General features: G+C 58.6%; 20 protein-coding genes. 16 read left to right on the top strand and 4 right to left on the bottom strand.

From position 1 onward, the window contains the following. The first annotated feature begins 215 nt into the window (after positions 1 to 215). Complete coding sequence (ychF, locus tag H4V98_RS17945; protein WP_196862113.1) at positions 216 to 1,307, top strand: redox-regulated ATPase YchF; 1,092 nt, start codon at positions 216 to 218, stop codon at positions 1,305 to 1,307. 306 nt (positions 1,308 to 1,613) lie between these two features. After that, complete coding sequence (locus H4V98_RS17940) at positions 1,614 to 2,369, top strand: rRNA pseudouridine synthase (RefSeq protein WP_196862114.1); 756 nt, start codon at positions 1,614 to 1,616, stop codon at positions 2,367 to 2,369. 7 nt (positions 2,370 to 2,376) lie between these two features. Here H4V98_RS17940 and H4V98_RS17935 read toward each other — a convergent pair whose 3' ends face one another. Then, the gene (locus H4V98_RS17935) at positions 2,377 to 2,859 is read right to left on the bottom strand and encodes a YqaA family protein (RefSeq protein WP_196862115.1); all 483 of its coding nucleotides are present in this window, start codon (positions 2,857 to 2,859) and stop codon (positions 2,377 to 2,379) included. A gap of 141 nt (positions 2,860 to 3,000) precedes the next feature. On the opposite strand from H4V98_RS17935, the gene dusB reads away from it, so the two are divergent. The 4 genes from dusB (at position 3,001) to H4V98_RS17915 (ending at position 6,376) form a co-directional block, all read left to right on the top strand. Beyond that, positions 3,001 to 4,071: a tRNA dihydrouridine synthase DusB gene (gene dusB, locus H4V98_RS17930; RefSeq protein ID WP_196862116.1), complete on the top strand. Its 1,071-nt coding sequence runs from the start codon at positions 3,001 to 3,003 to the stop codon at positions 4,069 to 4,071. Beyond that, positions 4,068 to 4,304, top strand: coding sequence for a helix-turn-helix domain-containing protein (locus H4V98_RS17925; protein WP_196862117.1), 237 nt, complete (start codon positions 4,068 to 4,070; stop codon positions 4,302 to 4,304). Before dusB ends, H4V98_RS17925 begins: the two co-directional genes overlap by 4 nt. 70 nt (positions 4,305 to 4,374) lie before the next feature. Continuing rightward, entirely contained in the window at positions 4,375 to 5,973 is a 1,599-nt protein-coding gene (purH, locus tag H4V98_RS17920) for a bifunctional phosphoribosylaminoimidazolecarboxamide formyltransferase/IMP cyclohydrolase (RefSeq protein WP_280757774.1), read from the top strand. 88 nt (positions 5,974 to 6,061) lie between these two features. Then, positions 6,062 to 6,376 (top strand): c-type cytochrome, encoded by a 315-nt coding sequence (locus tag H4V98_RS17915; RefSeq protein WP_231374547.1) that lies wholly within the window; start codon positions 6,062 to 6,064, stop codon positions 6,374 to 6,376. A 22-nt stretch (positions 6,377 to 6,398) separates the two neighbouring features. On the opposite strand, the gene hemL is transcribed toward H4V98_RS17915, so the two are convergent. Next, complete coding sequence (gene hemL, locus H4V98_RS17910) at positions 6,399 to 7,709, bottom strand: glutamate-1-semialdehyde 2,1-aminomutase (RefSeq protein WP_231374546.1); 1,311 nt, start codon at positions 7,707 to 7,709, stop codon at positions 6,399 to 6,401. Positions 7,710 to 7,716: 7 nt separating this feature from the next. Then, on the bottom strand, positions 7,717 to 8,685 hold the full coding sequence (locus H4V98_RS17905; RefSeq protein ID WP_196862121.1) for a bifunctional hydroxymethylpyrimidine kinase/phosphomethylpyrimidine kinase: 969 nt from the start codon (positions 8,683 to 8,685) through the stop codon (positions 7,717 to 7,719). A gap of 82 nt (positions 8,686 to 8,767) precedes the next feature. On the opposite strand from H4V98_RS17905, the gene H4V98_RS17900 reads away from it, so the two are divergent. From H4V98_RS17900 to H4V98_RS17875, 6 genes are all read left to right on the top strand, one after another. Beyond that, positions 8,768 to 8,941: a rubredoxin gene (locus H4V98_RS17900; RefSeq protein ID WP_280757773.1), complete on the top strand. Its 174-nt coding sequence runs from the start codon at positions 8,768 to 8,770 to the stop codon at positions 8,939 to 8,941. Between the two features lie 77 nt (positions 8,942 to 9,018). Further along, positions 9,019 to 9,417, top strand: coding sequence for a response regulator (locus H4V98_RS17895; RefSeq protein ID WP_196862122.1), 399 nt, complete (start codon positions 9,019 to 9,021; stop codon positions 9,415 to 9,417). Further along, entirely contained in the window at positions 9,417 to 9,782 is a 366-nt protein-coding gene (locus tag H4V98_RS17890) for a response regulator (RefSeq protein WP_196862123.1), read from the top strand. Before H4V98_RS17895 ends, H4V98_RS17890 begins: the two co-directional genes overlap by 1 nt. Before the next feature lie 21 nt (positions 9,783 to 9,803). Beyond that, positions 9,804 to 10,334 (top strand): chemotaxis protein CheW, encoded by a 531-nt coding sequence (locus H4V98_RS17885; protein WP_196862124.1) that lies wholly within the window; start codon positions 9,804 to 9,806, stop codon positions 10,332 to 10,334. A gap of 44 nt (positions 10,335 to 10,378) precedes the next feature. Further along, positions 10,379 to 12,649: a methyl-accepting chemotaxis protein gene (locus tag H4V98_RS17880; protein ID WP_196862210.1), complete on the top strand. Its 2,271-nt coding sequence runs from the start codon at positions 10,379 to 10,381 to the stop codon at positions 12,647 to 12,649. A 55-nt stretch (positions 12,650 to 12,704) separates the two neighbouring features. Then, complete coding sequence (locus tag H4V98_RS17875) at positions 12,705 to 18,491, top strand: Hpt domain-containing protein (protein WP_280757772.1); 5,787 nt, start codon at positions 12,705 to 12,707, stop codon at positions 18,489 to 18,491. Positions 18,492 to 18,550: 59 nt separating this feature from the next. Here H4V98_RS17875 and H4V98_RS17870 read toward each other — a convergent pair whose 3' ends face one another. Continuing rightward, complete coding sequence (locus H4V98_RS17870) at positions 18,551 to 20,023, bottom strand: deoxyribodipyrimidine photo-lyase (protein WP_196862126.1); 1,473 nt, start codon at positions 20,021 to 20,023, stop codon at positions 18,551 to 18,553. Between the two features lie 129 nt (positions 20,024 to 20,152). Between H4V98_RS17870 and H4V98_RS17865 the strand changes: the two genes are divergently transcribed. From H4V98_RS17865 to H4V98_RS17850, 4 genes are read left to right on the top strand one after another with little or no spacing between them, the layout of a single operon-like run. Then, a complete protein-coding gene (locus H4V98_RS17865) occupies positions 20,153 to 20,743 on the top strand; it encodes a YqgE/AlgH family protein (RefSeq protein ID WP_196862127.1) in 591 nt (196 codons plus the stop codon). Further along, positions 20,736 to 21,203 (top strand): Holliday junction resolvase RuvX, encoded by a 468-nt coding sequence (gene ruvX, locus H4V98_RS17860; RefSeq protein WP_196862128.1) that lies wholly within the window; start codon positions 20,736 to 20,738, stop codon positions 21,201 to 21,203. Before H4V98_RS17865 ends, ruvX begins: the two co-directional genes overlap by 8 nt. After that, entirely contained in the window at positions 21,200 to 21,718 is a 519-nt protein-coding gene (gene pyrR, locus H4V98_RS17855) for a bifunctional pyr operon transcriptional regulator/uracil phosphoribosyltransferase PyrR (protein WP_196862129.1), read from the top strand. Before ruvX ends, pyrR begins: the two co-directional genes overlap by 4 nt. 27 nt (positions 21,719 to 21,745) lie before the next feature. Beyond that, positions 21,746 to 22,708 carry an aspartate carbamoyltransferase catalytic subunit gene (locus H4V98_RS17850; RefSeq protein ID WP_196862130.1) on the top strand — a complete coding sequence of 321 codons (963 nt, stop codon included), beginning with the start codon at positions 21,746 to 21,748 and terminating at the stop codon, positions 22,706 to 22,708. The last annotated feature ends 23 nt before the right edge of the window (positions 22,709 to 22,731 follow it).

The raw sequence follows: 22,731 nt of genomic DNA, 5'->3' as shown, positions 1-22,731 counted from the left end.
CCAGTTGGCCACCAGTCGGCCGGCGCGCGAACCTGGATTGGACGACTCATTACAATCGCCGATGTTCTTGCCGGGTAAAAACCCGGTACAAAAGCGGGCGCAAGCCTGGGGCCGTGACGGGTTGTTCCCAGCCTTGACATCTTCTGCGGGTCCACGCCGGGTCACTCCACGGCATCGCCTGGAGCCTGGCGGGTAATGATTTCTAAGGAATATTGATGAGTTTGAAGTGCGGCATCGTTGGCTTGCCCAACGTCGGAAAATCCACCCTGTTCAATGCGTTGACCAAAGCCGGCATCGCGGCGGAAAACTACCCTTTTTGCACCATCGAGCCGAATGTCGGCATCGTTGAAGTGCCTGATGCGCGCCTGGATGCGCTGTCGGCAATCGTGAATCCGCAGAAAGTCCAGCGCGCGATTGTCGAGTTCGTCGACATTGCCGGACTGGTCGCTGGCGCCAGCACGGGCGAAGGCCTGGGCAACAAGTTTTTGGCGCACATCCGCGAGACCGACGCCATCGTCAACGTGGTGCGCTGCTTTGAAGACGACAACGTGATTCACGTCTCCGGCAAGGTCGATCCGATCGACGACATCGAGGTGATCCAGACCGAGCTTTGCCTGGCCGACCTGGCCGCTGTCGAAAAAGCCTTGCACCGCGTCGGCAAACTGGCGCGTTCGGGCGACAAGGATTCGGCCAAGCTGGTTGCGATTCTGGAGAAATGCCAGACCGCGCTGAACGAAGCCAAGCCGGTGCGCACGCTGGACTTCAGCAAGGACGAGCTGCCGCTCTTGCAGCAGTTCTTCCTGATCACCGCCAAGCCCGCGATGTTTGTAGCCAACGTGGCCGAGGACGGGTTTGAAAACAACCCGTTTTTGGACCGCCTGAAGGCCTATGCCCAGTCGCAAAACGCGCCGGTGGTGGCCATCAGCGCCAAGATGGAAGCCGAAATGGCTGAGATGAGCGATGAAGACCGTCAGATGTTCCTCGAAGAACTCGGCCAGACCGAGCCGGGACTGAGCCGCCTGATTCGCGCCGCCTACACCCTGCTGGGCCTGCAGACCTATTTCACCGCCGGCGTGAAAGAGGTGCGCGCCTGGACGATTCATGTCGGCGACACCGGCCCGCAGGCCGCTGGCGTGATTCACACCGATTTTGAAAAGGGCTACATCCGTGCCCAGACCATCGCCTTTGACGACTTCATCACCTTCAAGGGCGAGCAGGGCGCCAAGGACGCGGGCAAGATGCGCGCCGAAGGCAAGGAATACGTCGTCAAGGATGGCGACGTGATGAACTTTTTGTTCAGTTCCTGAGCGGGCCGGAGCGGGCGACAAGGGAAAGAGTCCGGCGCTGCTCATTTTTTTCAGTGATTACTCAATTTTATCGAGGCTCTTCGTATCCTCTTTGGTCATTGCGGACTTGATCCGCAATCCATGGCCCCCGGGTCTGGCCCGAAATGACAGAGGCTGATGCCATTGCGATTTAATCTGAAAATCGATCTGAGTGGTTACATTTTTTAAGCCATATAAGCTGTTTGCGCAATATAAACGGGCATAAGCAGCTATTTATTTGATAGCATTAGTTTGATTTCAACCGGACACACCAGGACGCCTGCAGCCATGACCGAACCGGTACGACTCGCCAAACGCCTCGCCGACATGCTGGCTTGCTCACGCCGCGAGGCCGAGCAGTACATCGAAGGCGGCTTTGTCACGGTAGACGGCGTGGTGGTGGAAGAGCCCCAATTCCGCGTCCAGAACCAGTCCATCGTGCTGGCGCCTGACGCCAGCCTGCTGGCGCTCACGCCGGTGACGATCCTGCTGCACAAGCCGGCGGGCTATGAATCGCGTGACGCCGCCCATGCCAGCGGCGATGCCGGTGTTAAAACCGCCGCACAGTTGCTGATTGTCGGCAACCACGCACCCGCCGACCGCTCGGGCATTCGGCCGTTGAAAAAGCATTTTTCAAGCTCTGAACTCGTCACGCCGCTGGCCACGGCGGCCAGTGGCCTGGTGGTTTTTTCCGGTGACTGGCGCGTGGCCCGCAAGCTGCGCGAGGACGCCCGGGTGCTGGAGCACGAAGTGGTGGTCGAGGTCAGCGGCGACATCAAGCCTGGCGGCCTGGAACGGCTGAACCGCATCGACCATGGCTTTACCTATCAGGGCGCACTGTTGCCGCCGGCCAAGGTGAGCTGGCAAAGCGAGGCGCGGCTGCGTTTTGCGCTCAAGGGCGAGATGCCCGGCCAGATCGCCTACCTGTGCGAGAGCGTCGGGCTGCAGGTCACGGCAATGAAGCGGCTGCGCGTCGGCCGCATGCCGCTGAGCCAGCTGCCGCCGGGACAGTGGCGCTACCTGATGCCCTACGAGCGCTTTTAAACCGGGTTCAAGCGCCGATCACGCCGGGAAATGCCCAGATCAGGCTGCCGGTCATCAAAAAATAGCGCATGAATTTGCCGATGGCCATGTACGCCAGGCAGGGCCAGAACGGAAACTTCAGCCAGCCAGCCACGGCGCACAGCGGGTCGCCAACGACCGGCAGCCAGGCCAGAAGGCAGGCCTTGGGGCCAAGCTTTTCCAGCCAGCGCACGGCGCGGCCATGGTGCGATGAATGCGTGTACTTGTCGGCCACCCGGTGCGCGCCAAAACCCAGCCACCAGTCGAGCGCACCACCCAGCGTGTTGCCGGCGGTGGCGACCAGGACGGCAGGCCAGAACATTGCCGGGTTGAGCTTGACCAGCCCGAAGACCACCGGCTCCGAGCCCAGCGGCAGCAAGGTTGCCGAGATGAAAGAGACGATAAATACCGTGCTCAGCCCGAATTCAGGCAGGGCCAGCAGTTCGATCAGGTGTTGTATCCAGGTTTCCATACGGGCCTGAGTATAGGCAGGCCAGGCGCTGAAAGCCGGCGTCTGGATTTGCAAATTCCCCGCCCGGATTTCAGGTGCTGAAATTTTGGGCAGTTACAATCGTGCCTCCTTTTTCAGCAACTCCAGGCTTTCACTTCCTCCATGAACATCGGTCCCTATGCCTTGGCAAACAATGTGTTTGTAGCGCCCATGGCCGGCGTCACGGACCGGCCGTTTCGCCAGCTTTGCAAAAAGCTCGGCGCGGGTTATGCGGTCAGCGAGATGGTCACGTCGCGCCGTGATTTGTGGGACACGCTGAAAACCTCGCGCCGCGCCAACCATGACGGGGAAGCCGCCCCGATTGCGGTGCAGATTGCCGGTACCGACGCGCAGATGATGGCCGACGCTGCCGCCTACAACCTGGACCGTGGTGCGCAGATCATCGACATCAACATGGGTTGTCCAGCCAAGAAAGTCTGCAACAAATGGGCCGGATCGGCACTGATGCAGGACGAAACCCTGGCGCTGCAGATCATCGAGGCGGTGGTAGGTGCCTGCGCGCCGCATGGTGTGCCGGTCACGCTGAAGATGCGCACCGGCTGGGCGCAAACCCATAAAAATGCCTTGACGATCGCCCGCGCTGCCGAAAGCGCCGGTGTGCAGATGATCGCCGTGCACGGTCGCACCCGCGAGCAGGGCTACAAGGGCCTGGCGGAATACGACACGATCGCCGAGGTAAAGGCCGCGCTGCGCATCCCGGTAGTGGCCAATGGCGACATCAGCAGCCCTGAAAAAGCGCGCGACGTGCTTGCTTATACCGGCGCCGATGCAGTGATGGTGGGTCGCGCAGCGCAGGGCCGGCCATGGATTTTTCGTGAACTGACGCATTTCCTGGCGACCGGCAGCCACCTGGCGCCGCCGCTGGTTGCCGACGTCAAGCGCCTGCTGCTCGACCATTTGCTCGACCATTACCAGCTCTACGGTGATTACTCGGGCGTGCGCACGGCGCGCAAGCACATCGGCTGGTACGTCAGAAGCCTGCCGGGCGGCGAGGCGTTTCGCGGCCGGATGAACGGGCTGGAAGACTGCCAGGCGCAACTGGACGCGGTGAACGAATTTTTTGATGGCCTTGGCGCGGACATGGACCGCATTCCGGCGGCTTCCCATGGCCATGATTCCTCGTCAGATGAACAGATGAACAACGATAAAAACAAGGAAGAAGCTGCACTATGAGCAAAATAAATCTGGAGGAATGTGTGCGCACCAGTCTGGAAGGCTATTTCACTGACCTCGGCGGCACGGCGCCCGACCGCATGTACGACATGATGGTCCGGGTGGTTGAAAAGCCGCTGCTGGAAGTGGTCATGCAGCATGCCGAGCAAAACCAGTCGCGCGCCGCCGAATGGCTGGGGCTGAACCGCAACACGCTGCGCAAGAAGCTGGTCGAGCACAAGCTCATCAAGTAAGCCAGCGGCGCCATTCCATTTTTTTAGGTGCGGGTTTTTCCGCACTTTTGCATTTTCAACAAAGAAGCCCATGAACGTCCTGATTTCTGTTTCCGACAAAACCGGCATCCTTGAATTTGCCCAGGCGCTGCACGCGCTGGGCATCAAGCTGCTCTCGACCGGCGGCACCGCCAAGCTGCTGGCCGATGCGGGCTTGAGCGTGACCGAGGTGGCCGACCACACCGGTTTTCCGGAAATGCTCGATGGCCGCGTCAAGACGCTGCACCCGAAAGTTCACGGCGGCCTGCTGGCCCGGCGCGACCTGCCCGAGCACATGGCAGCGCTGCAAACGCACGGCATTGACACCATTGATTTGCTGGTGGTCAACCTCTACCCGTTTGAAGCCACTGTGGCCAAGCCCGGTTGCACGCTGGAGGACGCCATCGAAAACATCGACATTGGCGGCCCGGCGATGGTGCGCTCGGCGGCCAAGAACTGGAAAGATGTGGGCGTGCTGACCGACGCCTCGCAATACGCCGGCGTGCTGGCCGAACTGCAGGCCGATGGCAAGCTGCTGGATGCCACCAAGTTTGCCCTGTCGGTCGCCGCGTTCAACCGCATCAGCCAGTACGACGGCGCGATCAGCGACTACCTGACGTCGGTCACATTTATCGCCGCCAAGCTGTCGCCGGCCTATGTGCCCGAGCGCTCGCTGTTCGCCGGCCAGTCGAACAGCCAGTTCACCAAGCTGCAGGACCTGCGCTACGGCGAAAACGCGCACCAGCAGGCCGCGCTGTACCGCGACCTGCATCCGGCGCCCGGCTCGCTGGTGACGGCCAAACAGTTGCAGGGCAAGGAACTGTCGTACAACAACATCGCCGACGCCGACGCCGCCTGGGAATGCGTCAAGAGCTTTGCCGAGTCAGCCTGCGTCATCGTCAAGCATGCCAACCCCTGCGGCGTGGCCGTCGGCGTGGATGCGCTGGAAGCCTACAGCAAAGCCTTCAAAACCGACCCGACTTCGGCGTTCGGTGGCATTATTGCCCTTAACCGCACACTAGACGGGCGTGCCGCGCTACAAATTTCGAAGCAGTTCGTTGAAGTACTGATGGCCCCTGGCTTCACGCCCGAGGCGCTGGAAGTGTTCAAGACCAAGGTCAACGTGCGGATCTTGCAGATCGACCTGCCGCCCGGCGGTGCGACCGCCTGGGAGCAGGGCCGCAACCTGATCGACATCAAGCGCGTCGGCTCGGGCCTCCTGATGCAAACCGCCGACAACCACGAGCTGGCGCTGTCCGACCTGAAGGTCGTCAGCAAGCTGCAGCCCACGCCTGAGCAGTTGCAGGATTTGCTGTTCGCCTGGACCGTCGCCAAGTACGTCAAGTCCAACGCCATCGTGTTCTGCGCCGGCGGCATGACGATGGGTGTCGGTGCCGGCCAGATGAGCCGCCTGGATTCAGCCCGCATTGCCAGCATCAAGGCAGAGCATGCCGGCCTGTCGCTCAAGGGCACGGCGGTGGCCAGCGACGCTTTTTTCCCGTTCCGCGATGGACTCGATGTGGTGGTCGATGCAGGCGCGACATGCGTGATCCAGCCCGGTGGCTCGATGCGTGACCAGGAAGTGATTGATGCCGCCGACGAGCGCGGCGTGGTCATGGTGCTGAGCGGCGTGCGTCATTTCAGGCATTGAGCGTATGCAACCCGTTTTGCGCTTTGCGGGACGGTTCGGGCGGCCATGCCCCCCAGGGCTGTTGTGTCTGCGTTTGACGGCAGTTGCCTTGTTGCTGGGCAACAGCCTGACGGTTGTGGCGCAAACTTCTGCACAGCCTTTAACGCCGCCGCAGGCGCTGGCCAGCGACTACGGGTGCATGACTTGTCATGGCCTGGTGCGCAAACAGGTCGGGCCTGGGTTTGCGCAAATTTCCGCGCGTTATCAGGGCGATGCGCAGGCAGCAACCCGGCTGGCTGCCAAAATTCGCAATGGCAGTGTCGGCACCTGGGGACGCGTCGTCATGCCGCGCCAAACACGGGTGAGCGAAGCCGACGCTGTGGCACTGGCGGGTTGGGTGTTGTCGCAGCCGTCTCTGCCATAGGCAGCCTGGCTGGCTTGGTTGATTAGACTGCGGATGCCTTAAAGAAGTTGCTGGCTGCTGCGACGGTGGCTTCGATGTCCTCGGCCGTGTGTGCGGCGCTGACAAATCCGGCTTCGAAGAGTGCTGGCGCGAAGTACACCCCGCTGTCCAGCATGGCGTGAAAAAAGCGGTTGAAAGCCAGGCCGTCGGTCTTCATGACCTGCGGATAGTTTTGCGGCAGTGTGCCCAGCAGGAAAAAACCGAACATGCCGCCTTCGCTGTCGCCACAAAAAGGCACGCCGGCCTGGTGTGCTGCATCCGTCAGGCCGGTCACCAGGCTGCGCGTGCGCACCCCCAGTGCGTCGTAAAAACCCGGTTTCTGGATTTCGCGCAGCGTGGCCAGGCCGCAGGCTGTGGCAATCGGGTTGCCCGACAGCGTGCCGGCCTGGTAGACGCCGCCCAGAGGCGCCAAATGCGCCATCACCGCGCGCTTTCCGCCAAAGGCTGCCATTGGCATACCGCCACCAATCACCTTGCCCAGCGCAGTCAGATCCGGCTGGAAGCCGGGAATGCTTTGCGCATAAACGCTTTGTGCGCCGCCCAACGCAACGCGGAAACCGGTCATTACCTCATCGAAAACCAGCAGCGCATCGTATTGTGTGCAGAGTTCGCGGCAACGTTTGATGAAGGCCACGCTGGCGCGCACAAAGTTCATGTTGCCAGCAATCGGCTCGATCATCAGGCAGGCAATCTCCCGGCCATGCAGTGAAAAAGCCTCTTCGAGCTGGGCGATGTGGTTGTATTCCAGCACCAAGGTGTCCTTGACCACCTCGGCCGGAACACCCGCGCTGGTCGGGCTGCCAAAGGTTGCCAGTCCCGACCCGGCCTTGACCAGCAACGCGTCGGAGTGGCCGTGGTAGCAACCCTCGAACTTGACGATCTTGTTGCGACCGGTGGCACCACGCGCCAGCCGGATCACGCTCATTGTTGCCTCAGTGCCGGAGCTGACCAATCGCACCATTTCGATGGACGGCACCAGCTTGACGATTTCCTCGGCCATCTCGACTTCGCGTTCGGTCGGCGCGCCATACGAAAAACCGTCCAGCACGGCTTTTTGCACGGCTTCCAGCACGGCGGGATGGCCATGGCCCAAAATCATTGGCCCCCAAGAGCCAATGTAGTCAATGTAACGCTGCCCGTCGGCGTCCCAGAAGTGGGCGCCCTTCGCCCGCTGCACGAAACGCGGTGTGCCGCCCACAGCCTTGAATGCCCGTACTGGCGAGTTGACACCGCCCGGAATCAGTTTCTGGGCGCGCTCGAACAGTGCTGCACTGCGGAATGTTGTTCTGGGCATGGCGGGCTTAGTGTTTGGTTGATCCATTGGGAGGGAATTCTAGAAGTGGATTGGAAGTCAGGCCGGCATCGTCAGTGCCAGCGGCATCGGCTGTTTCGTCGTCTGGATCTTCCTCGGACTCGGCCTGCGCCCAGAACAACCGGTCCGGAATGATATGGCCCATGCCGGGGTGAAATCCGGCATCCAGGCTGTGGTCCAGGTAAGTCAGTGCTTCGGACGTGGCGGCCTGAAGGTCGTGGCCGTTGGCCAGCAGAGCGCACAGGGCCGCCGACAGCGTTTCGCCAGCCCCTTCAAAAACCGCCTCGAAGCGCTCGAACCTCTCGCTGTAGAGCACGGCTTGCGGCGTGGCGAGCACGTTGTCGATGAACTGGTCGGGCAAAGGAATGCCGGTTACCAACGTATACGGAACGCCCAGAGCGGCAGCCGCCTTGGCAATGTCGCGGGCTGTCGGATTGCGCTCGGTGGACCAGTCAGGCAGCAGCCAGCGCCAGAGCGTGCTGTGGTTCCCAATCAGCAGGGTAACTTGCGGCAGCATCAGTTCACGAAAGGCATCAAGGTAGCTGTCGATCTCACTTTCCTCCCACCAGGACAGGCTGGGCATGTAAGCCACCAGCGGTACTTCGGAGTAGTCGGAGGCAATTTCTGCAATTGTGCTGATATTCTCGGGACTGCCGACAAAACCGACCTTGATGGCCGCCACCGTCATGTCTTCCAGCACCGCACGTGCTTGCTCGGTGACTGACTCGTCGTCAAACGCCAAATGGTCGAAAATTTCTGCCGTGTCGCGCAGGTAAGTGCCCGTCACGACAGACAGCGGATGGGCGCCTGCCGAGGTGATGGCTGTAATGTCCGCCGTGAGGCCGCCTGCCCCGCTCGGGTCATTGGCATTGAACGTCATGACGCACGCTGGGGACGAATCGCTGTCCTCAATCTGGAGTTGCGGGTTTTCCAGTTCAGGTGTGTGGGGGTTTGCCATAGGCTTTGATTTTGCCTTCTGCACAAATTAGTAACGCCGTCTAGATACAATTGTTGCATTCTATTTGAAGGCAATTTAAGCTGTGACTCAATCAATGACCTGGATGTGTTTGATTTGTGGATGGATTTACGACGAGGCGCTGGGCGCGCCCGAGCATGGCGTTGCCGCAGGCACGCCATGGAGCCAGGTTCCCATGAACTGGACCTGTCCTGAATGCGGGGCACGCAAGGAAGATTTTGAAATGGTCCAGATTTAGGTTCAGGTGCCTGCTTGCTGAAAATATGACCACGGTGAATCAAACTGCTTCGGCGGCTTTATAACAGGAGTAGCACAGTGAGCATTTCTAGTTCCGGACTCAAGGTATTGGTCATCGACGACAGCAATACGATCAGGCGCAGTGCCGAAATCTTTTTGAAGCAGGGCGGCCATGAGGTGTTGCTTTCGGAAGATGGCTTTGACGCCTTGTCCAAGATCAACGACTTCCAGCCCGACCTCATTTTTTGCGACATTCTCATGCCGCGCCTGGATGGCTACCAAACCTGCGCAATTATCAAGCGCAATGCCAAATTTTCGAGCGTCCCCATCGTGATGCTGTCTTCCAAGGATGGCGTATTTGACAAGGCGCGTGGACGCATGGCGGGCTCGCAGGATTACCTGACCAAGCCCTTCACCAAAGACCAGCTGTTGCAAACCGTCCAGTCTTTGAGTTCTTCAAAACAAAGGCAAATCTAATGTCAATCAATAAAGTGCTGGTGGTGGACGACTCGAAAACCGAACTGATGTTTTTGACCGATTTGCTGGTGAAAAATGGCTTTACCGTCAGGACGGCGGAAAATGCAGAAGACGCTTTTCGGCGACTTGCCGAGGAAAAGCCGGAATTGATTCTTATGGATGTAGTCATGCCGGGACAAAACGGTTTTCAGCTGACCCGAGCCATTGCGCGTGACCCCTTGTATGCGGACATTCCCATTATGCTTTGCACTAGCAAAAACCAGGAAACCGATCGGGTCTGGGGCTTGCGTCAAGGTGCGCGTGACTACATCACCAAGCCGGTCAATGCACGCGAACTTCTGGCCAAAATCAAGTCTCTCGGCTGAACCTTGGCATAAGTCCACACCATGGCAAACAGACAAGCTCTCAAGGAGTTGCAAGCGCGTTTGGCAGAGCGATTGCAGCTTGCCAAAACTCAGGGTATCGCACCCTCCTGGCTGGCCGTCGAGGCCGCTGAAAAAAAATACCTTTTCCCGCTGGATCAGTCAGGAGAAATCTTTCCCTGGTCCGGAGTCCAGCCGGTTTCGTATACGCAGCCCTGGTTTTTGGGTGTGGCCGGTTTGCGCGGCGGTCTTTACGGTGTGGTGGATCTGGCAGGTTTTGTCGATGGCCCGGGATCGGGTAAACGAAGCGAACTTGCGCGCACCGAGTCACGTCTTGTTTCGCTCAACAGTGCCCTTGACGTCAATTGCGTCTTGCTGGTCAACAAACTGGCAGGCTTGCGCAAACAGGAAGACTTTATCGATTATTCGGCGCCAAAGCCCGATGCCGGAGTTTTTTTTGGAAACCAGTACCTCGACCGCAATGGCGCGAACTGGCAGGAAATCAACTTGCAACAGCTCGCCCAGCAAATTGATTTCTTGACAATTGCCGCTTAGTGCACCTTGGCATCCGCTTCACCCGTTTTTTTGAAGGCTTTTTTATGTCTGTTCTCGAATATATCCAGAAGCTGTTTAAAACCAAGCCAGACCAACCTGACGGCAGTGCAAGCACTTTAAGCATGACGGATGAGTCTGTTCCAGGTAGCACGAGGGCATTCGGACAAGCTGGCGCAGGCCATGCGCATGAGAGTATTTTTTCACCCAGTGTCATGTCCATGGAGGAGGACAGCGCACTGATGAGCACTGAACTTCTTAGCCTTCCCGTGCTGGGTGTGCGGCCAATTGGGGAGCACCAGAAGATACTGGTCGTGGCACTCGGGCTCTCTGTCGCCGTATTGGCTACGGTCACATTTTTGGCACTCAGCAAATCCGACCGAGTTGCACAGCAATTAGCGGCCACTGGACAGGCGCTCATGCAGTCGCAGCGACTCGCCAAATCGGCCTCGCAGGCACTGATTGGAAGCGCCACGGCCTTTCCAGATGTGCGTGAAAGCGCCGATGTTCTCAGCAAGACCGTGACCGGAATGAAGTTGGGTGATGACACTCTGCGTTTGTCAGCGGTGAGTAACGCATTGCAGCCCGAAGTGGCAAAGGTCGCGCCGCTGGTCGAGCGCGCCGGGCAAAATGCAAACATCGTGATGGGCCAAAAAGACACGTTGCTTCAAGTGGGCAAGGCCCTGCGCGCCATTAACCGGCAGTCCTCCGATCTGCTCGAAATTGCTGAAACTGTTTCTTCCCTCAAGCTTCAGCAAAACGCCGCGCCGACAGAGATTTCAGCCTCCGGCCAACTGGTGATGCTGACCCAGCGGATTGGCAAGTCTGCCAATGAGTTCCTGACCATCGAAGGCGTCAATCCCGAGGCGGTATTTCTGCTCGGCAAAGACCTGAATTCCTTTAAGGAAATTGCCCAGGGCCTGCTTGATGGCAGCCCTGAATTGCGGCTGGGCGTATCAAGGGACGCACAGACGCGCGAACGCCTGGAAGCGCTGATCGCACTATACGAAAAAACACGGGTTCAGGCAGGTGCCATTCTGGGCAATCTCCAAGGTTTGGTGTCAGCCCGTCAAGCGCAAGTTTCCATCATTGCCGACAGCGAACCCTTGCGCCGTGATCTTGAGGATTTGCAGGAAAAGCTATCTTCTCAGACAGGTCTGGGCATCGGGGCGCTGGCGACTCTGGTTGCTGCCGCTTTTGTTTCCCTGCTGTGCGCAGCGGGTCTTGCTCGCTTGCAGGTGATTGACAGCCAGAAGCGCCAGGCTGTGGCCGAAGGCCAGCGGCAGGATGCCAAGAGCCAGGAGCAGGATGCCAAGCGAGTCAACGATGCCAACCAAGCCGCTATTTTGCGCCTCATGAATGAATTGCAGAATGTGGCAGAAGGTGACCTGACCCAGGAAGCCACTGTGACCGAAGACATCACCGGCGCCATTGCCGACTCGGTCAACTACACCGTGGAGGAGTTGCGTCAGTTGGTTGGCAATGTGCAGGATACGGCGACCAGGGTAGCGCAAACGACTGCGAAGGTGGAAAACACTTCCACGGAACTGTTGGCCGCTTCTACCCAGCAGTTGCGCGAGATTCGTGAAACTGGACAGTCGGTACTTGACATGGCAACCCGGATCAACGAGGTGTCCATACAGGCTCAAGAATCATCATTGGTGGCTCGACAGTCGCTGACAGCTGCCGAGTCCGGTCTGGAGGCAGTGCAAAACGCCATTGGCGGCATGAATTCCATCCGTGACCAGATCCAGGAAACCTCCAAGCGCATCAAGCGTTTGGGCGAATCGTCCCAGGAAATTGGTGAAATCACCGAACTGATTTCAGACATTACCGAGCAGACCAACGTGTTGGCGCTCAATGCAGCTATTCAGGCGGCTTCGGCGGGCGAGGCTGGCCGGGGCTTCTCGGTGGTGGCTGAGGAGGTTCAGCGTCTGGCCGAGCGGTCCGCCGATGCAACCCGGCAGATTTCGGCGCTGGTCAAGGCGATTCAAACTGATACTCAGGATGCGGTAGCCGCCATGGAGCGCTCGACTCAGGGTGTGGTTGAAGGCGCCAAGCTTTCCGATAACGCAGGTACGGCATTGACCGAGATTGACCAAGTATCGCGTCACTTGGCCGAACTGATCGAGCAGATTTCCAATTCTGCCTCCAGGGAAGCGGCTTCGGCCAATGTAGTGGCCGATAACATCCAGCATATTTTCATCGTGACGGAGCAGACCGGGGAAGGTACCCGTTCTACAGCGCTGCAGGTGCGAGATCTTTCCCTCATGGCCGAAGAGCTTCGTCAGTCGGTGTCCCGATTCAAGATTGCGTGACGCCCTCGCCAAGCCTCTGACTGCAAACACCGATTCCTGAACCTGCCTGTTATTTATGCACTCCATGGTCACGAATTCAATTTCTACCAAACCCGATGCTGTTGTGAGTGACTTGGGCCCACTGGCTTGGGTTCTCCGCGAACTCTGCAAATCAATGGAGGCCGCAACCAAGGCGCTCAAGCGATTTGTCAAAGCGGCTGAAGCCACACGTGGTTCTGATCTTGGTGCGGCGGACACCACCCAGCTACGCGCTGCCCGCCAGCAACTCCATCAGGCGGTTGGGGTGCTGGAGGTGATTGGTCTTGTAGAGCCTGCCATGGTGGTCCGCGCCATGGAAGCCGCTGTACAAAAGTTCCTGCAGCAGCCAGAGCTGTGCAGCCAGGAGGCGATTACGAAAATTGAGTGCGCCAGCTTTGCGCTTACAGAATATCTAGAAGGCGTACTGGCCGACAAACCCTTTTCAGCTGTGTCCCTGTTTCCTCAGTACCGCAATGTTCAGGAACTTGTGCGAGCCGAGCGCATTCATCCGGCGGATTTGTGGTCTTATAACTGGCGCTGGCTTGAGCTGGAAGTGACTCCAGTAGACGCGCATGCCTATGCAGACAATGCGCGCGATACGCTTGACAAAGCTGTTCTCCAGCTGATCAAGGGCAAGGCTCCACAAGCTGCCGCCAACTTGAGGGATATGAGCCTTGGATTTGCAGCAGGGCAGACCCAGCAGCATCCGAGGATTTTTTGGCTGCTTGCGGCCGGGTTTTTTGAGGCCATTGCCCATACCCTGCTGGGCTCCGACCTCTATGTCCGGCGCGCCACTTCCCAAGTTCTTTTGCAATATGCCTCTTTGTCGCGAGGCGAGGCCGTCATCCCGGAGAGGTTGGTCCTGGATCTGCTGTTCTTTTGCTCACAGGCGGTGTCTGGCCGCCCCAGTGATACACCCGTGCTTTCGGCGGTGCACTTGACCTACGGACTGGCCCGTTACAAGCCCGTGGACTATGAACTGGTTCAGTTTGGACGTTTTGACCCGACACTGCTCGCACAGGCACGCAAGCGTATTGCTTTGGCCAAGGATGCTTGGTCCGCGCTATGCGCCGGCGAAAGTACAAAAATCAAACAGGTCGCTGACCAGTTCAACTTGGTGATTGATTCGCTGCGAAAACTTCATGCAGGCAGTGAACTGCTTGCGCAGGCCTTGTCTCAAGTGACTGAAGCAACGGCACGCGAAAAACAGGTGCCAGTTATAGCGTTGGCGATGGAGGTTGCGACTTCCATGCTCTATATTGAAGCTGTATTCGATGACCTGGACCCTTCCGATCCGCAACTGGCAATTCGGACTGCCAGTTTGGCAAGGCGGCTTCAGGGTGTCATTGATGGTGGGGGACCGCAGCCACTGGAAGGCTGGATGGAAGAGTTGTACCGCCGTGTCAGTGACAAGCAGACCATGAGTAGCGTAGTGAGCGAACTGCGCGTTGCGTTGGCCGGGATTGAAGACTCGCTCGATCTGTTCTTTCGGAATTCCCAAGACAAGGGTCCTTTGCAAGCATTACCGGGGCAGTTGGCGCAGATGCGCGGTGTGCTGTCGGTGCTGGGCCTTGACCACGCTTCCCGGGCTGTTTTGCAAATGAAGGCTACTGTCGAGCAAATGCTTGACACCGAGATCGACGATCACCAAGTGCGCGCGGCAGGAACCTTCGAGCAGCTGGGCAACAATTTGGGGGTCTTGAGTTTCCTTATCGACATGCTTAATTACCAGCCAGCATTGGTCAAAAAACTGTTTTTTTACGATGAGGAAAAAAACCAGCTGACATCCTTGATGGGACATTCGCCAAGTGCCGGTGATGCCGCTCTGAACATCGCCGTGAATAGTGAGCAGGTTTCATCCGACTTTGTCCATGCTGTGCCCAAGGACGAAGACAAGACTTTTCACTTGATGGCTGACGGGCAATTTGACGGGATGTCAGATGTGGGTGGCATGGTCGCGCCGCTGGAAAAATTTCAATCGTTGGCGTTAGAGAACGATGCCGTATTCCAGTTGCCAGCTGAACCAGTCGCATTGACCGATACTGAAGCCATTGAGATGCCATTGGCTTCAGTGGCCCTTGACACTCCAATGGGCATCGATTTCGAAGAAGATGATTTGCGTGACATCTTTCTTGAGGAAGCCAGGGAAGTCGCTGGCCATGCTGTGCTGGCAATTGCAATGCTGGAAAGCCAGCCCGAAGATCTGGAGCAACTGGCAGTATTGCGACGAGCCTTCCATACACTCAAGGGCAGCGCCCGAATGGTCGGGTTAAACGAGTTTGGTGAAGCTTCCTGGGCGATGGAGCAATTGCTCAACAGCTGGCTGGCCGACCAGAATACAGCGAACAGCGAATTCCGTGCCTTGTGCGGCGATGTCATGGCGGGTCTTGCGCGCTGGATCGAAGATATCGCGGCCAACCAAGACAGCGCGTGGTCAGCCCTTTCATTTTGCATCAGTGCTCAGACACTGCGCACGGAAAAGCGTTACCTTGCCCTGGGCTTCACGGGTCAGTCAGGTCCTGTGTTTGAAATGCCTTTCCCATACGATGTAAATGTCGCGGAAATTCCCCTTCAGGCCGTGACTGGTTTTGAGCATGATCACATGCCTGCCCAAAAAGTCGATCCAACTCCTGCCGGTATGGAAGAACTGCATTACGACAGCGTTTCCCCCAAATCCTCCGAAAGCAGTGTGGCGACTGCCGTCGCGAGTTTTGTCTATTTGCCCGTTGTTTCCGATGCAGGACACCAGTCGCAAACTGTTCCCGGTTTTTCCGCAGACGACAGCATCATCACGCAGGAAAAAGTGCATACAAGCGCGCTGCGTGCCGAGAAGGAAAGAGAAGATGATGCAATCAAGGTCATTGATGGATTGCGCATAGGCATTCCGCTTTACAACGTTTATTTAAATGAAGCTGACGAATGGTCGCGCCGCCTTGCCAGTGAACTGGCTGAATGGTCACTTGAAAAGCATCAGCCTATCAGTGCGTCGACCGTGGCGCTTGCCCATTCACTTGCAGGAAGCTCGGCAACAGTGGGCTTTCTGGCCTTGTCCGATCTGGCACGTGCACTGGAACATGCGCTTGAAAATTCGCATAATCATCACATCCATGGTGCCAACGCCTATGGTGACCTGTTCATCGAGGCCTCCGAAGACATACGCCGCTTGTTGCACCAGTTTGCAGCCGGCTTCCTGCGTCAGCCCCTGCCTGGCATTCTTGAACGATTGGCAGGGCTTGAGTTTTCTGACTCGGTTATTGAGCAAACATACGACGATGGGCGTGAAGGCTTTGATGATTTGATGCCGGTAGATGCGGCGGGCGTGCTCTTGCCCACTGATCGTTCGGTGTCTGGTCTTGACAGAACCATTAGCCAGGCCATGTATGACGATGTCCATGATGACATTGATGCCGTCGATGTGATTGACCTGGACCTTTTCCCTATTTTTGAAGAAGAATGCGGCGAACTGATGCCTCGGTTGAGTTCGGCCTTGCGTCAATGGGCACAAACACCCTCTGATGCCGCCCCTCGATCGGAAATGCTGCGCGTGCTGCACACCCTCAAAGGCAGTGCTCGCCTTGCCGGTGCGATGCGCCTCGGAGAGATGGCTCACCGAGTAGAGTCCGAACTTATCTCTATCGGCTCGCAAGCGCCTGCCACCCAGGAGTTTGAATTCCTGCTGACCCGTTTTGACGGTATGCAAAATTCATTTGAAAGCTTGCGTCGTATCAACGCTGCTTCGTCGCAGGGGATACCGACCCAGACTGAAACTGTGGCGGTCATGCCTATTGAACCAGAGCCGCAGGATATCCATGTTTTCCTGTCCGAAAATGATGCTGAGGAGAATGATGCTGAAATTTCCCCCTCCATCGACAGAATGCGTGTTGCTAACAATGCCAACGCCTCTGTCGGAGAAATTGAAATTCCCGGTCCGCAAGCCATGGTCATGCAGCCCTTGCGGCAGGCTGCCAATGCCAGCATACGGGTGCGCACCCAGCTGCTCGACCGGATGGTTAACCAGGCCGGTGAAGTCATGATCAGCCGTTCACGCCTTGAGGCAGAAGTCGGACAATTGCGCATCTCCCTGACGGATATGACAGGAAGCCTGACGCGCTTGCGGCAGCAGTTGCGGGACATTGAACTGCAGGCTGAAACCCAGATGCAGTCGCGTCTGGCGCTGGCGAAGGAAGACAAGGCAGGCTTCGACCCGCTGGAGTTCGACCGCTTTACCCGCGTGCAGGAATTGACCCGCATGATGGCCGAGTCGGTGAACGACGTCGCTACCGTGCAGCGCACTTTGCAGCGCACCATTGAAGCCACGGAAGACGACCTCGTCGCCCAGGGCCGCCAGGCACGTGAACTGCAACGCGATTTGCTGCGAACCCGGATGGTCGAGTTTGAAAGCGTTTCCGAGCGGCTGTACCGCGTGGTCCGGCAAACGTCCAAGGAAACCGGCAAGCAGGTGCGCCTGGACCTGCATGGCGGCAACCTCGAAATGGACCGGGGCATTCTGGACCGCATGATGCCTGCTTTCGAGCATCTGTTGCGCAACTGCCTGACGCACGGCATCGAAGTGCCACAAGTGCGCGCCCGGGCTGGCAAGGAAGCTGTGGGTCTGATCACCATTCAGCTTCGCCAAGAGGGCAACGATGTCTCTGTACAGTTGGGTGACGACGGCGCCGGGCTGGACTTGACTCTTATCCGTGCGCAAGGCATTAAACAAGGATTGATAACAGCCAGCCAGGATACCGATGATGAAGCCACTGCCAACCTGATATTTCTTCCTGGGTTTTCAACAGCGCAGGAAGTGACCGAACTGGCTGGACGTGGCATCGGCCTGGACGTGGTGCGCAGCGAAGTGATATCGCTCGGAGGAAGGATAAAGACCTCGACAATCGCAGGCAAAGGCACGGAATTCACCATGGTGTTGCCGCTGACCACAGCGGTGACGCAGGTGGTGATGATTCGCGCAGGGAGTATGTCGGTCGGTGTGCCCGCCAATGTGGTGGAAACCGTACGTCGCGCAACTGCCAGCGAACTCGAACAGGCTTACCGCTCCGGCATGCTTGATGCGGGCGGCGAATCTGTGCCATTTTTTTGGTCAGGCGCCTTGCTTCAGGCCTCGCATTTCAGCAGCGAGACCCAGGCCAAGACCGCGGCCGTCGTTGTTTTCAGAAGCGCCGCCCAGCGGATTGCCATGCACGTCGACGAGGTGCTGGGCAACCGCGAAGTGGTGGTGAAGAACCTTGGCCCCCAGCTGTCGGGACTGCCGGGACTGACAGGCATGTCGATGCTGCCGTCCGGAGCCGTGGTGCTTATCTACAACCCGGTGGCTCTTGCTGCTGTTTACGGCCAACAGGCACGGACATGGAGCGAAGATTATCTGGAGAAGGGCGCCGGTCATGCGACAGGCAATCTGGCACCGCTGCTGGCTGCGCCACGAACCCCGCTGATTTTGGTGGTCGATGACTCCATCACCGTGCGCCGTGTGACCCAGCGTCTGCTGCTGCGCGATGGTTACCGGGTGGCCATGGCCGCCGACGGCCTGCAGGCGCTGGAGCGTCTGCAGGAAGAAATTCCGGCCGTGGTGCTTTCAGACATCGAAATGCCGCGTATGGACGGGTTTGACCTGGCGCGTAACATTCGGGCCGATGACCGCATGAAAGGCCTGCCGATCATCATGATCACGTCGCGCATTGCGGGAAAACACAACGAATACGCTGTGGAATTGGGTGTTAACCACTATTTGGGCAAGCCTTATTCCGAAGAAGAATTGCTGCGCTTGATCCGGCAATACTGCACGGTGCCAATCGCTTTGGCAGCTTAAAAGGTCTTTTCCGCATACTGGGTATGCGTTTATTGCTATAAAAAAATAGCACTCAGGCGTCAGGCTTTTTTCACAACAGCGTAGCGGTCCAAGGTCTGCGACCGTGCTTTTGCGTGGTCGACCAACGGCATGGGGTAATTGCCGCCCAATGCCACGTCTGCGGCCATCAGTTCCACCGGAGACGCCAGCCAGGGGTTGTGCACCGCAGCTTTTGGCAGTCGGGCCAGCGCCGGCAGGTACTTGCGGATGAACTTTCCGTCCACATCGAACTTTTCGCTCTGACTGACGGGGTTGAAGATGCGGAAATACGGCTGGGCATCGCAGCCGGTGCTGGCAGCCCATTGCCAGCCGCCATTGTTCGAGGCCAGATCAAAATCGTTCAAATTTTCGGCAAAGTAACGCTCGCCCCAGCGCCAGTCGATGCCCAGGTCCTTGACCAGGAAGCTGGCTGTCACCATGCGCAGCCGGTTGTGCATGTAACCGGTCTGGTTGATCTGGGCCATGGCGGCGTCGACCAGCGGGTAGCCGGTCCGGCCTTCGCACCAGGCCACGAAAAGCGACTGCGCCTTTTCTCCCTGTTCCCATTGAATCGCGTCGTACTCGGGTTTGAAGGCACTGCCCACCACGTGCGGATAGTTGGCCAGGACCTGAGCGTAAAAGTCTCGCCAGATCAGTTCGGACAACCATGTGGCCGCGCCTTCGTTGCCTGTTTGATGCGCCATCGCGACGGACGCCAGTTTTCGGATGGAGACAGTACCGAAGCGCAAATGGACGCTGAGGTAACTGGGCCCACGGACGGCGGGAAAGTCGCGGGTTTCGCGGTACTTTTCCATTCGGCCCAGGAAGTCTTCAAGCAGCGCATTGCCGCCCTGGCTGCCCGCCGGTAGCTTGAGCGTTGAAAAATTCGTGACTTCAAAGCCCAGTTCGGCCAGCGACGGCACCTCACGGGCTTCGCTTGCAGGCAGCGGCGCCAATGCGGCGCTGTAAGCTTCAACCTGATAAGGCTTGAGGTAGAACGCATCCACCTTTTTCAGCCAGGCATTCTTGTAGGGCGTGAACACGCTGTATGGTTTACCGGCCAGTGTCAACACTTCCTGGCGTTCAAAAATGACATGGTCCTTGAAGGTGTGAAACGCCACGCCCTGACCTTCGAGCACCGCTTGCACCCGGGCGTCGCGCGCCAGGCTGTAGGGCTCGTCGTCGTGGTTGGAGAACACGGCATCGGCCGACAGTTGTTGCGCCAACGCGGGCAGGGCGGTGCTTGCCGCATCGTGCCGCACCAGCAAACTGGCGGGGGCCGCTGCTTCATTGGTGCACAGTTGCGCCAGCTGGCCATTCAGGTCCACCAGTGACTCCCTAATGAATTCCACGCGCCGGTCTGCCCTGGGCAACGCATCCAGAATGGACTTGTCAAAAACGAAGGCGCAGTACACCTGTTCACACGATTTCAGCGCATGGTAGAGCGCCGCATTGTCCTCAGTCCGCAAATCCCGCCTGAACCACATCAGTCCTGTCTTGTATTTTTTGTGCATGCGGCCAATGGTAGTGAAAACCAGCCAGATCTGCCGGCATGCCTTTTGACGGAGGAGATTGGAACGGAAGGCGGATTACTTGCCCTAGGTATGCTTCGCCTGTGGCAGGTGAACGCGTAAAATCCCCGGATGGCCACGGAACCCACCTCTTCAATCAACCTCACGCACCACTTTCTCATTGCCATGCCCGGGCTGGAGGACGAAGGCTTTGCGAAAAGCGTGATTTACATGTGCGAGCACAGCGAGCGGGGCGCACTGGGCCTGATCATCAACAAGCCCAGCGACATCAATGTCAAGGGTTTGTTCGACAAGGTCGAGCTGCCGTTGCGTCGCGAAGACCTGACGACAACGCCTGTGTTTCAGGGCGGGCCGGTGCAGACCGAGCGCGGCTTCGTCCTGCATGAGTCCATGATGCCTGGCAACGAATCGGTGTACGCCTCGACCATGTCAATTCCGGGCGGACTGGAAATGACGACCTCCAAGGATGTGCTCGAAGCCCTGTCCACTGGCGCCGGTCCACGCAAGGTGTTTGTCTCGCTCGGCTATTCGGCCTGGGGGGAGGGGCAGCTCGAATTGGAGCTGCTCGACAACAGCTGGCTGACGGTGGCCGCCGATTTAGGCCTGATCTTTGACACGCCGGTTGAGGAACGCTACGACAAGGCGCTGAAGCTGCTGGGCCTTGAAAGCTGGATGATTTCTCCTGTTGCCGGACATGGATGAACCGCAAACGCTAGCGGACCCCGATGGTTTTCAGCCACCTGAGCCACGGGCTGCCGTGCCGCATCCCGTGGCGCGCCTGCAGACCTTCCTGGCCTTCGATTTCGGGCTGAAGCGCACCGGCGTGGCTTCGGGCAACAGCCTGACCCGCACAGCGTCGCCGCAGGCCACCATTGCCGCCGAAGGCGTCGCGCGTTTCCCGCTGATCCAGGCGCGCATCAAGGAATGGCAGCCCGATGCATTGGTGGTCGGCGTGCCATTTCACCCCGATGGCGCCAGCCACGACAATACCCTGCGCGCGCGAAAGTTTGCGCGCCAGTTGCATGGCCGTTTTAACCTTCAGGTGTTCGAGGTCGATGAGCGTTACAGCACCACCGAGGCCCTGGCCGGCGGCGCAAAAGATGCCGATGCCGCGTCGGCCTGCATTATTCTGGAACAATTTTTAAGGAGCCTTCCCCCATGAGCAGTCTGGTCCTTGACGCCGAGGCGCTGTATGCCGATCTGCTGCGCGGCATGCGACAGCAGCTGGCCGCTTCGCCTCAGCCGCCACGCCTGGTGGGGGTGGCTTCGGGCGGTGCCTGGCTGGCAGAGCGCCTGAAAAAAGACCTGGGGATGAACGAAGACATTGGCATCTTGTCTTCGTCCATGCACCGCGATGACTTTTCGCAGCGTGGAATGTCTTCCAGCGGCCAGACGGTATTGCCCTTCGATGTCAATGGCGCACACCTGATCGTCGTTGATGACGTGCTATACACCGGCCGCACGATCCGCGCCGTGCTCAACGAACTGTTCGACTATGGCCGGCCCGCCAGCGTCAGGCTGATGGTGCTGGTGGACCGTGGCGGGCGTGAGTTGCCGGTGCAGGCCGACCTGGCCGTGGCACGCGTCACCCTGCCGGCTTCGCAAACACTGGAACTGGCCCGCACCGACGACGGCCGGTTCCGGTTTCGCCTCCAGGCTATTCAATCCCCCGCCTGATCTGAAAGTGCAAGAGGAACCCAACGCGTGTTGTACCGACGAAATCCCCAACTCAACAAGAACGGCGAGCTGATCCATCTGCTGTCTACCGAAGGCCTGTCCAAAGCCATCCTGACCCAGATTCTGGACACCGCCGCCAACTTCGTGTCCGTCAGCAACCGCGAGGTGAAAAAAGTCCCGCTGCTGCGCGGCAAGAGCGTGTTCAACCTGTTTTTTGAAAACTCCACCCGCACCCGCACGACGTTTGACATTGCCGCCACGCGGCTGTCAGCCGACGTGATCAACCTGGACATTGCCCGTTCGTCGGCGTCCAAGGGCGAGTCGCTGCTTGACACCATAGCCAACCTGAGCGCCATGGCAGCCGACATCTTCGTGGTGCGCCACAGCGAGTCGGGCGCGCCTTACCTGATCGCCCAGCATGTGGCGCCGCATGTGCATGTCGTGAATGCCGGCGATGGCCGCCATGCACACCCGACGCAGGGCCTGCTCGACATGTACACCATCCGACATTACAAGAAGGACTTCAGCAACCTCACGGTCGCCATCGTCGGTGACGTGCTGCATTCCCGCGTGGCGCGCTCTGACATCCACGCACTGACCACACTGGGCTGCGCTGAAGTGCGCGTGGTCGGCCCCAAGACCCTGGTGCCGTCCGACATGGCGCAGATGGGCGTTCGCGTCTGCAACACGCTGGAGGAAGGCATCAAGGACGCCGACGTGGTCATCATGCTGCGGCTGCAAAACGAGCGCATGACCGGCGCGCTGCTGCCGAGCAGCCAGGAGTTTTCGAAAAGTTTCGGCTTGACCCCTGAAAAGCTGCAACGGGCAAAACCGGACGCCATCGTGATGCATCCCGGCCCGATCAACCGGGGTGTGGAAATCGACTCGGCCGTGGTCGATGGCGCGCAAAGTGTCATCCTGCCGCAAGTCACGTTCGGCATTGCGGTGCGCATGGCCGTGATGAGCATCGTTGCAGGGAATGAATCTTGAGCCCCCACGGTCGCCCACTGCGT

It is taken from the genome of Polaromonas sp. CG_23.6 (genome assembly GCF_029892315.1).
GTDB lineage: Bacteria > Pseudomonadota > Gammaproteobacteria > Burkholderiales > Burkholderiaceae_C > Polaromonas.
This window is presented reverse-complemented; position numbering and strand designations above follow the sequence as displayed.

What these genes read in the sequence shown, in the direction of transcription:
- ychF (WP_196862113.1), top strand. Translation starts at nt 216, where the DNA reads ATGAGTTTGAAGTGCGGCATCGTTGGCTTGCCCAACGTCGGAAAATCC.
- H4V98_RS17940 (WP_196862114.1), top strand. Translation starts at nt 1,614, where the DNA reads ATGACCGAACCGGTACGACTCGCCAAACGCCTCGCCGACATGCTGGCT.
- H4V98_RS17935 (WP_196862115.1), bottom strand. Translation starts at nt 2,859, where the DNA reads ATGGAAACCTGGATACAACACCTGATCGAACTGCTGGCCCTGCCTGAA.
- dusB (WP_196862116.1), top strand. Translation starts at nt 3,001, where the DNA reads ATGAACATCGGTCCCTATGCCTTGGCAAACAATGTGTTTGTAGCGCCC.
- H4V98_RS17925 (WP_196862117.1), top strand. Translation starts at nt 4,068, where the DNA reads ATGAGCAAAATAAATCTGGAGGAATGTGTGCGCACCAGTCTGGAAGGC.
- purH (WP_280757774.1), top strand. Translation starts at nt 4,375, where the DNA reads ATGAACGTCCTGATTTCTGTTTCCGACAAAACCGGCATCCTTGAATTT.
- hemL (WP_231374546.1), bottom strand. Translation starts at nt 7,709, where the DNA reads ATGCCCAGAACAACATTCCGCAGTGCAGCACTGTTCGAGCGCGCCCAG.
- H4V98_RS17905 (WP_196862121.1), bottom strand. Translation starts at nt 8,685, where the DNA reads ATGGCAAACCCCCACACACCTGAACTGGAAAACCCGCAACTCCAGATT.
- H4V98_RS17890 (WP_196862123.1), top strand. Translation starts at nt 9,417, where the DNA reads ATGTCAATCAATAAAGTGCTGGTGGTGGACGACTCGAAAACCGAACTG.
- H4V98_RS17885 (WP_196862124.1), top strand. Translation starts at nt 9,804, where the DNA reads ATGGCAAACAGACAAGCTCTCAAGGAGTTGCAAGCGCGTTTGGCAGAG.
- H4V98_RS17880 (WP_196862210.1), top strand. Translation starts at nt 10,379, where the DNA reads ATGTCTGTTCTCGAATATATCCAGAAGCTGTTTAAAACCAAGCCAGAC.
- H4V98_RS17875 (WP_280757772.1), top strand. Translation starts at nt 12,705, where the DNA reads ATGCACTCCATGGTCACGAATTCAATTTCTACCAAACCCGATGCTGTT.
- H4V98_RS17870 (WP_196862126.1), bottom strand. Translation starts at nt 20,023, where the DNA reads ATGCACAAAAAATACAAGACAGGACTGATGTGGTTCAGGCGGGATTTG.
- H4V98_RS17865 (WP_196862127.1), top strand. Translation starts at nt 20,153, where the DNA reads ATGGCCACGGAACCCACCTCTTCAATCAACCTCACGCACCACTTTCTC.
- ruvX (WP_196862128.1), top strand. Translation starts at nt 20,736, where the DNA reads ATGGATGAACCGCAAACGCTAGCGGACCCCGATGGTTTTCAGCCACCT.
- pyrR (WP_196862129.1), top strand. Translation starts at nt 21,200, where the DNA reads ATGAGCAGTCTGGTCCTTGACGCCGAGGCGCTGTATGCCGATCTGCTG.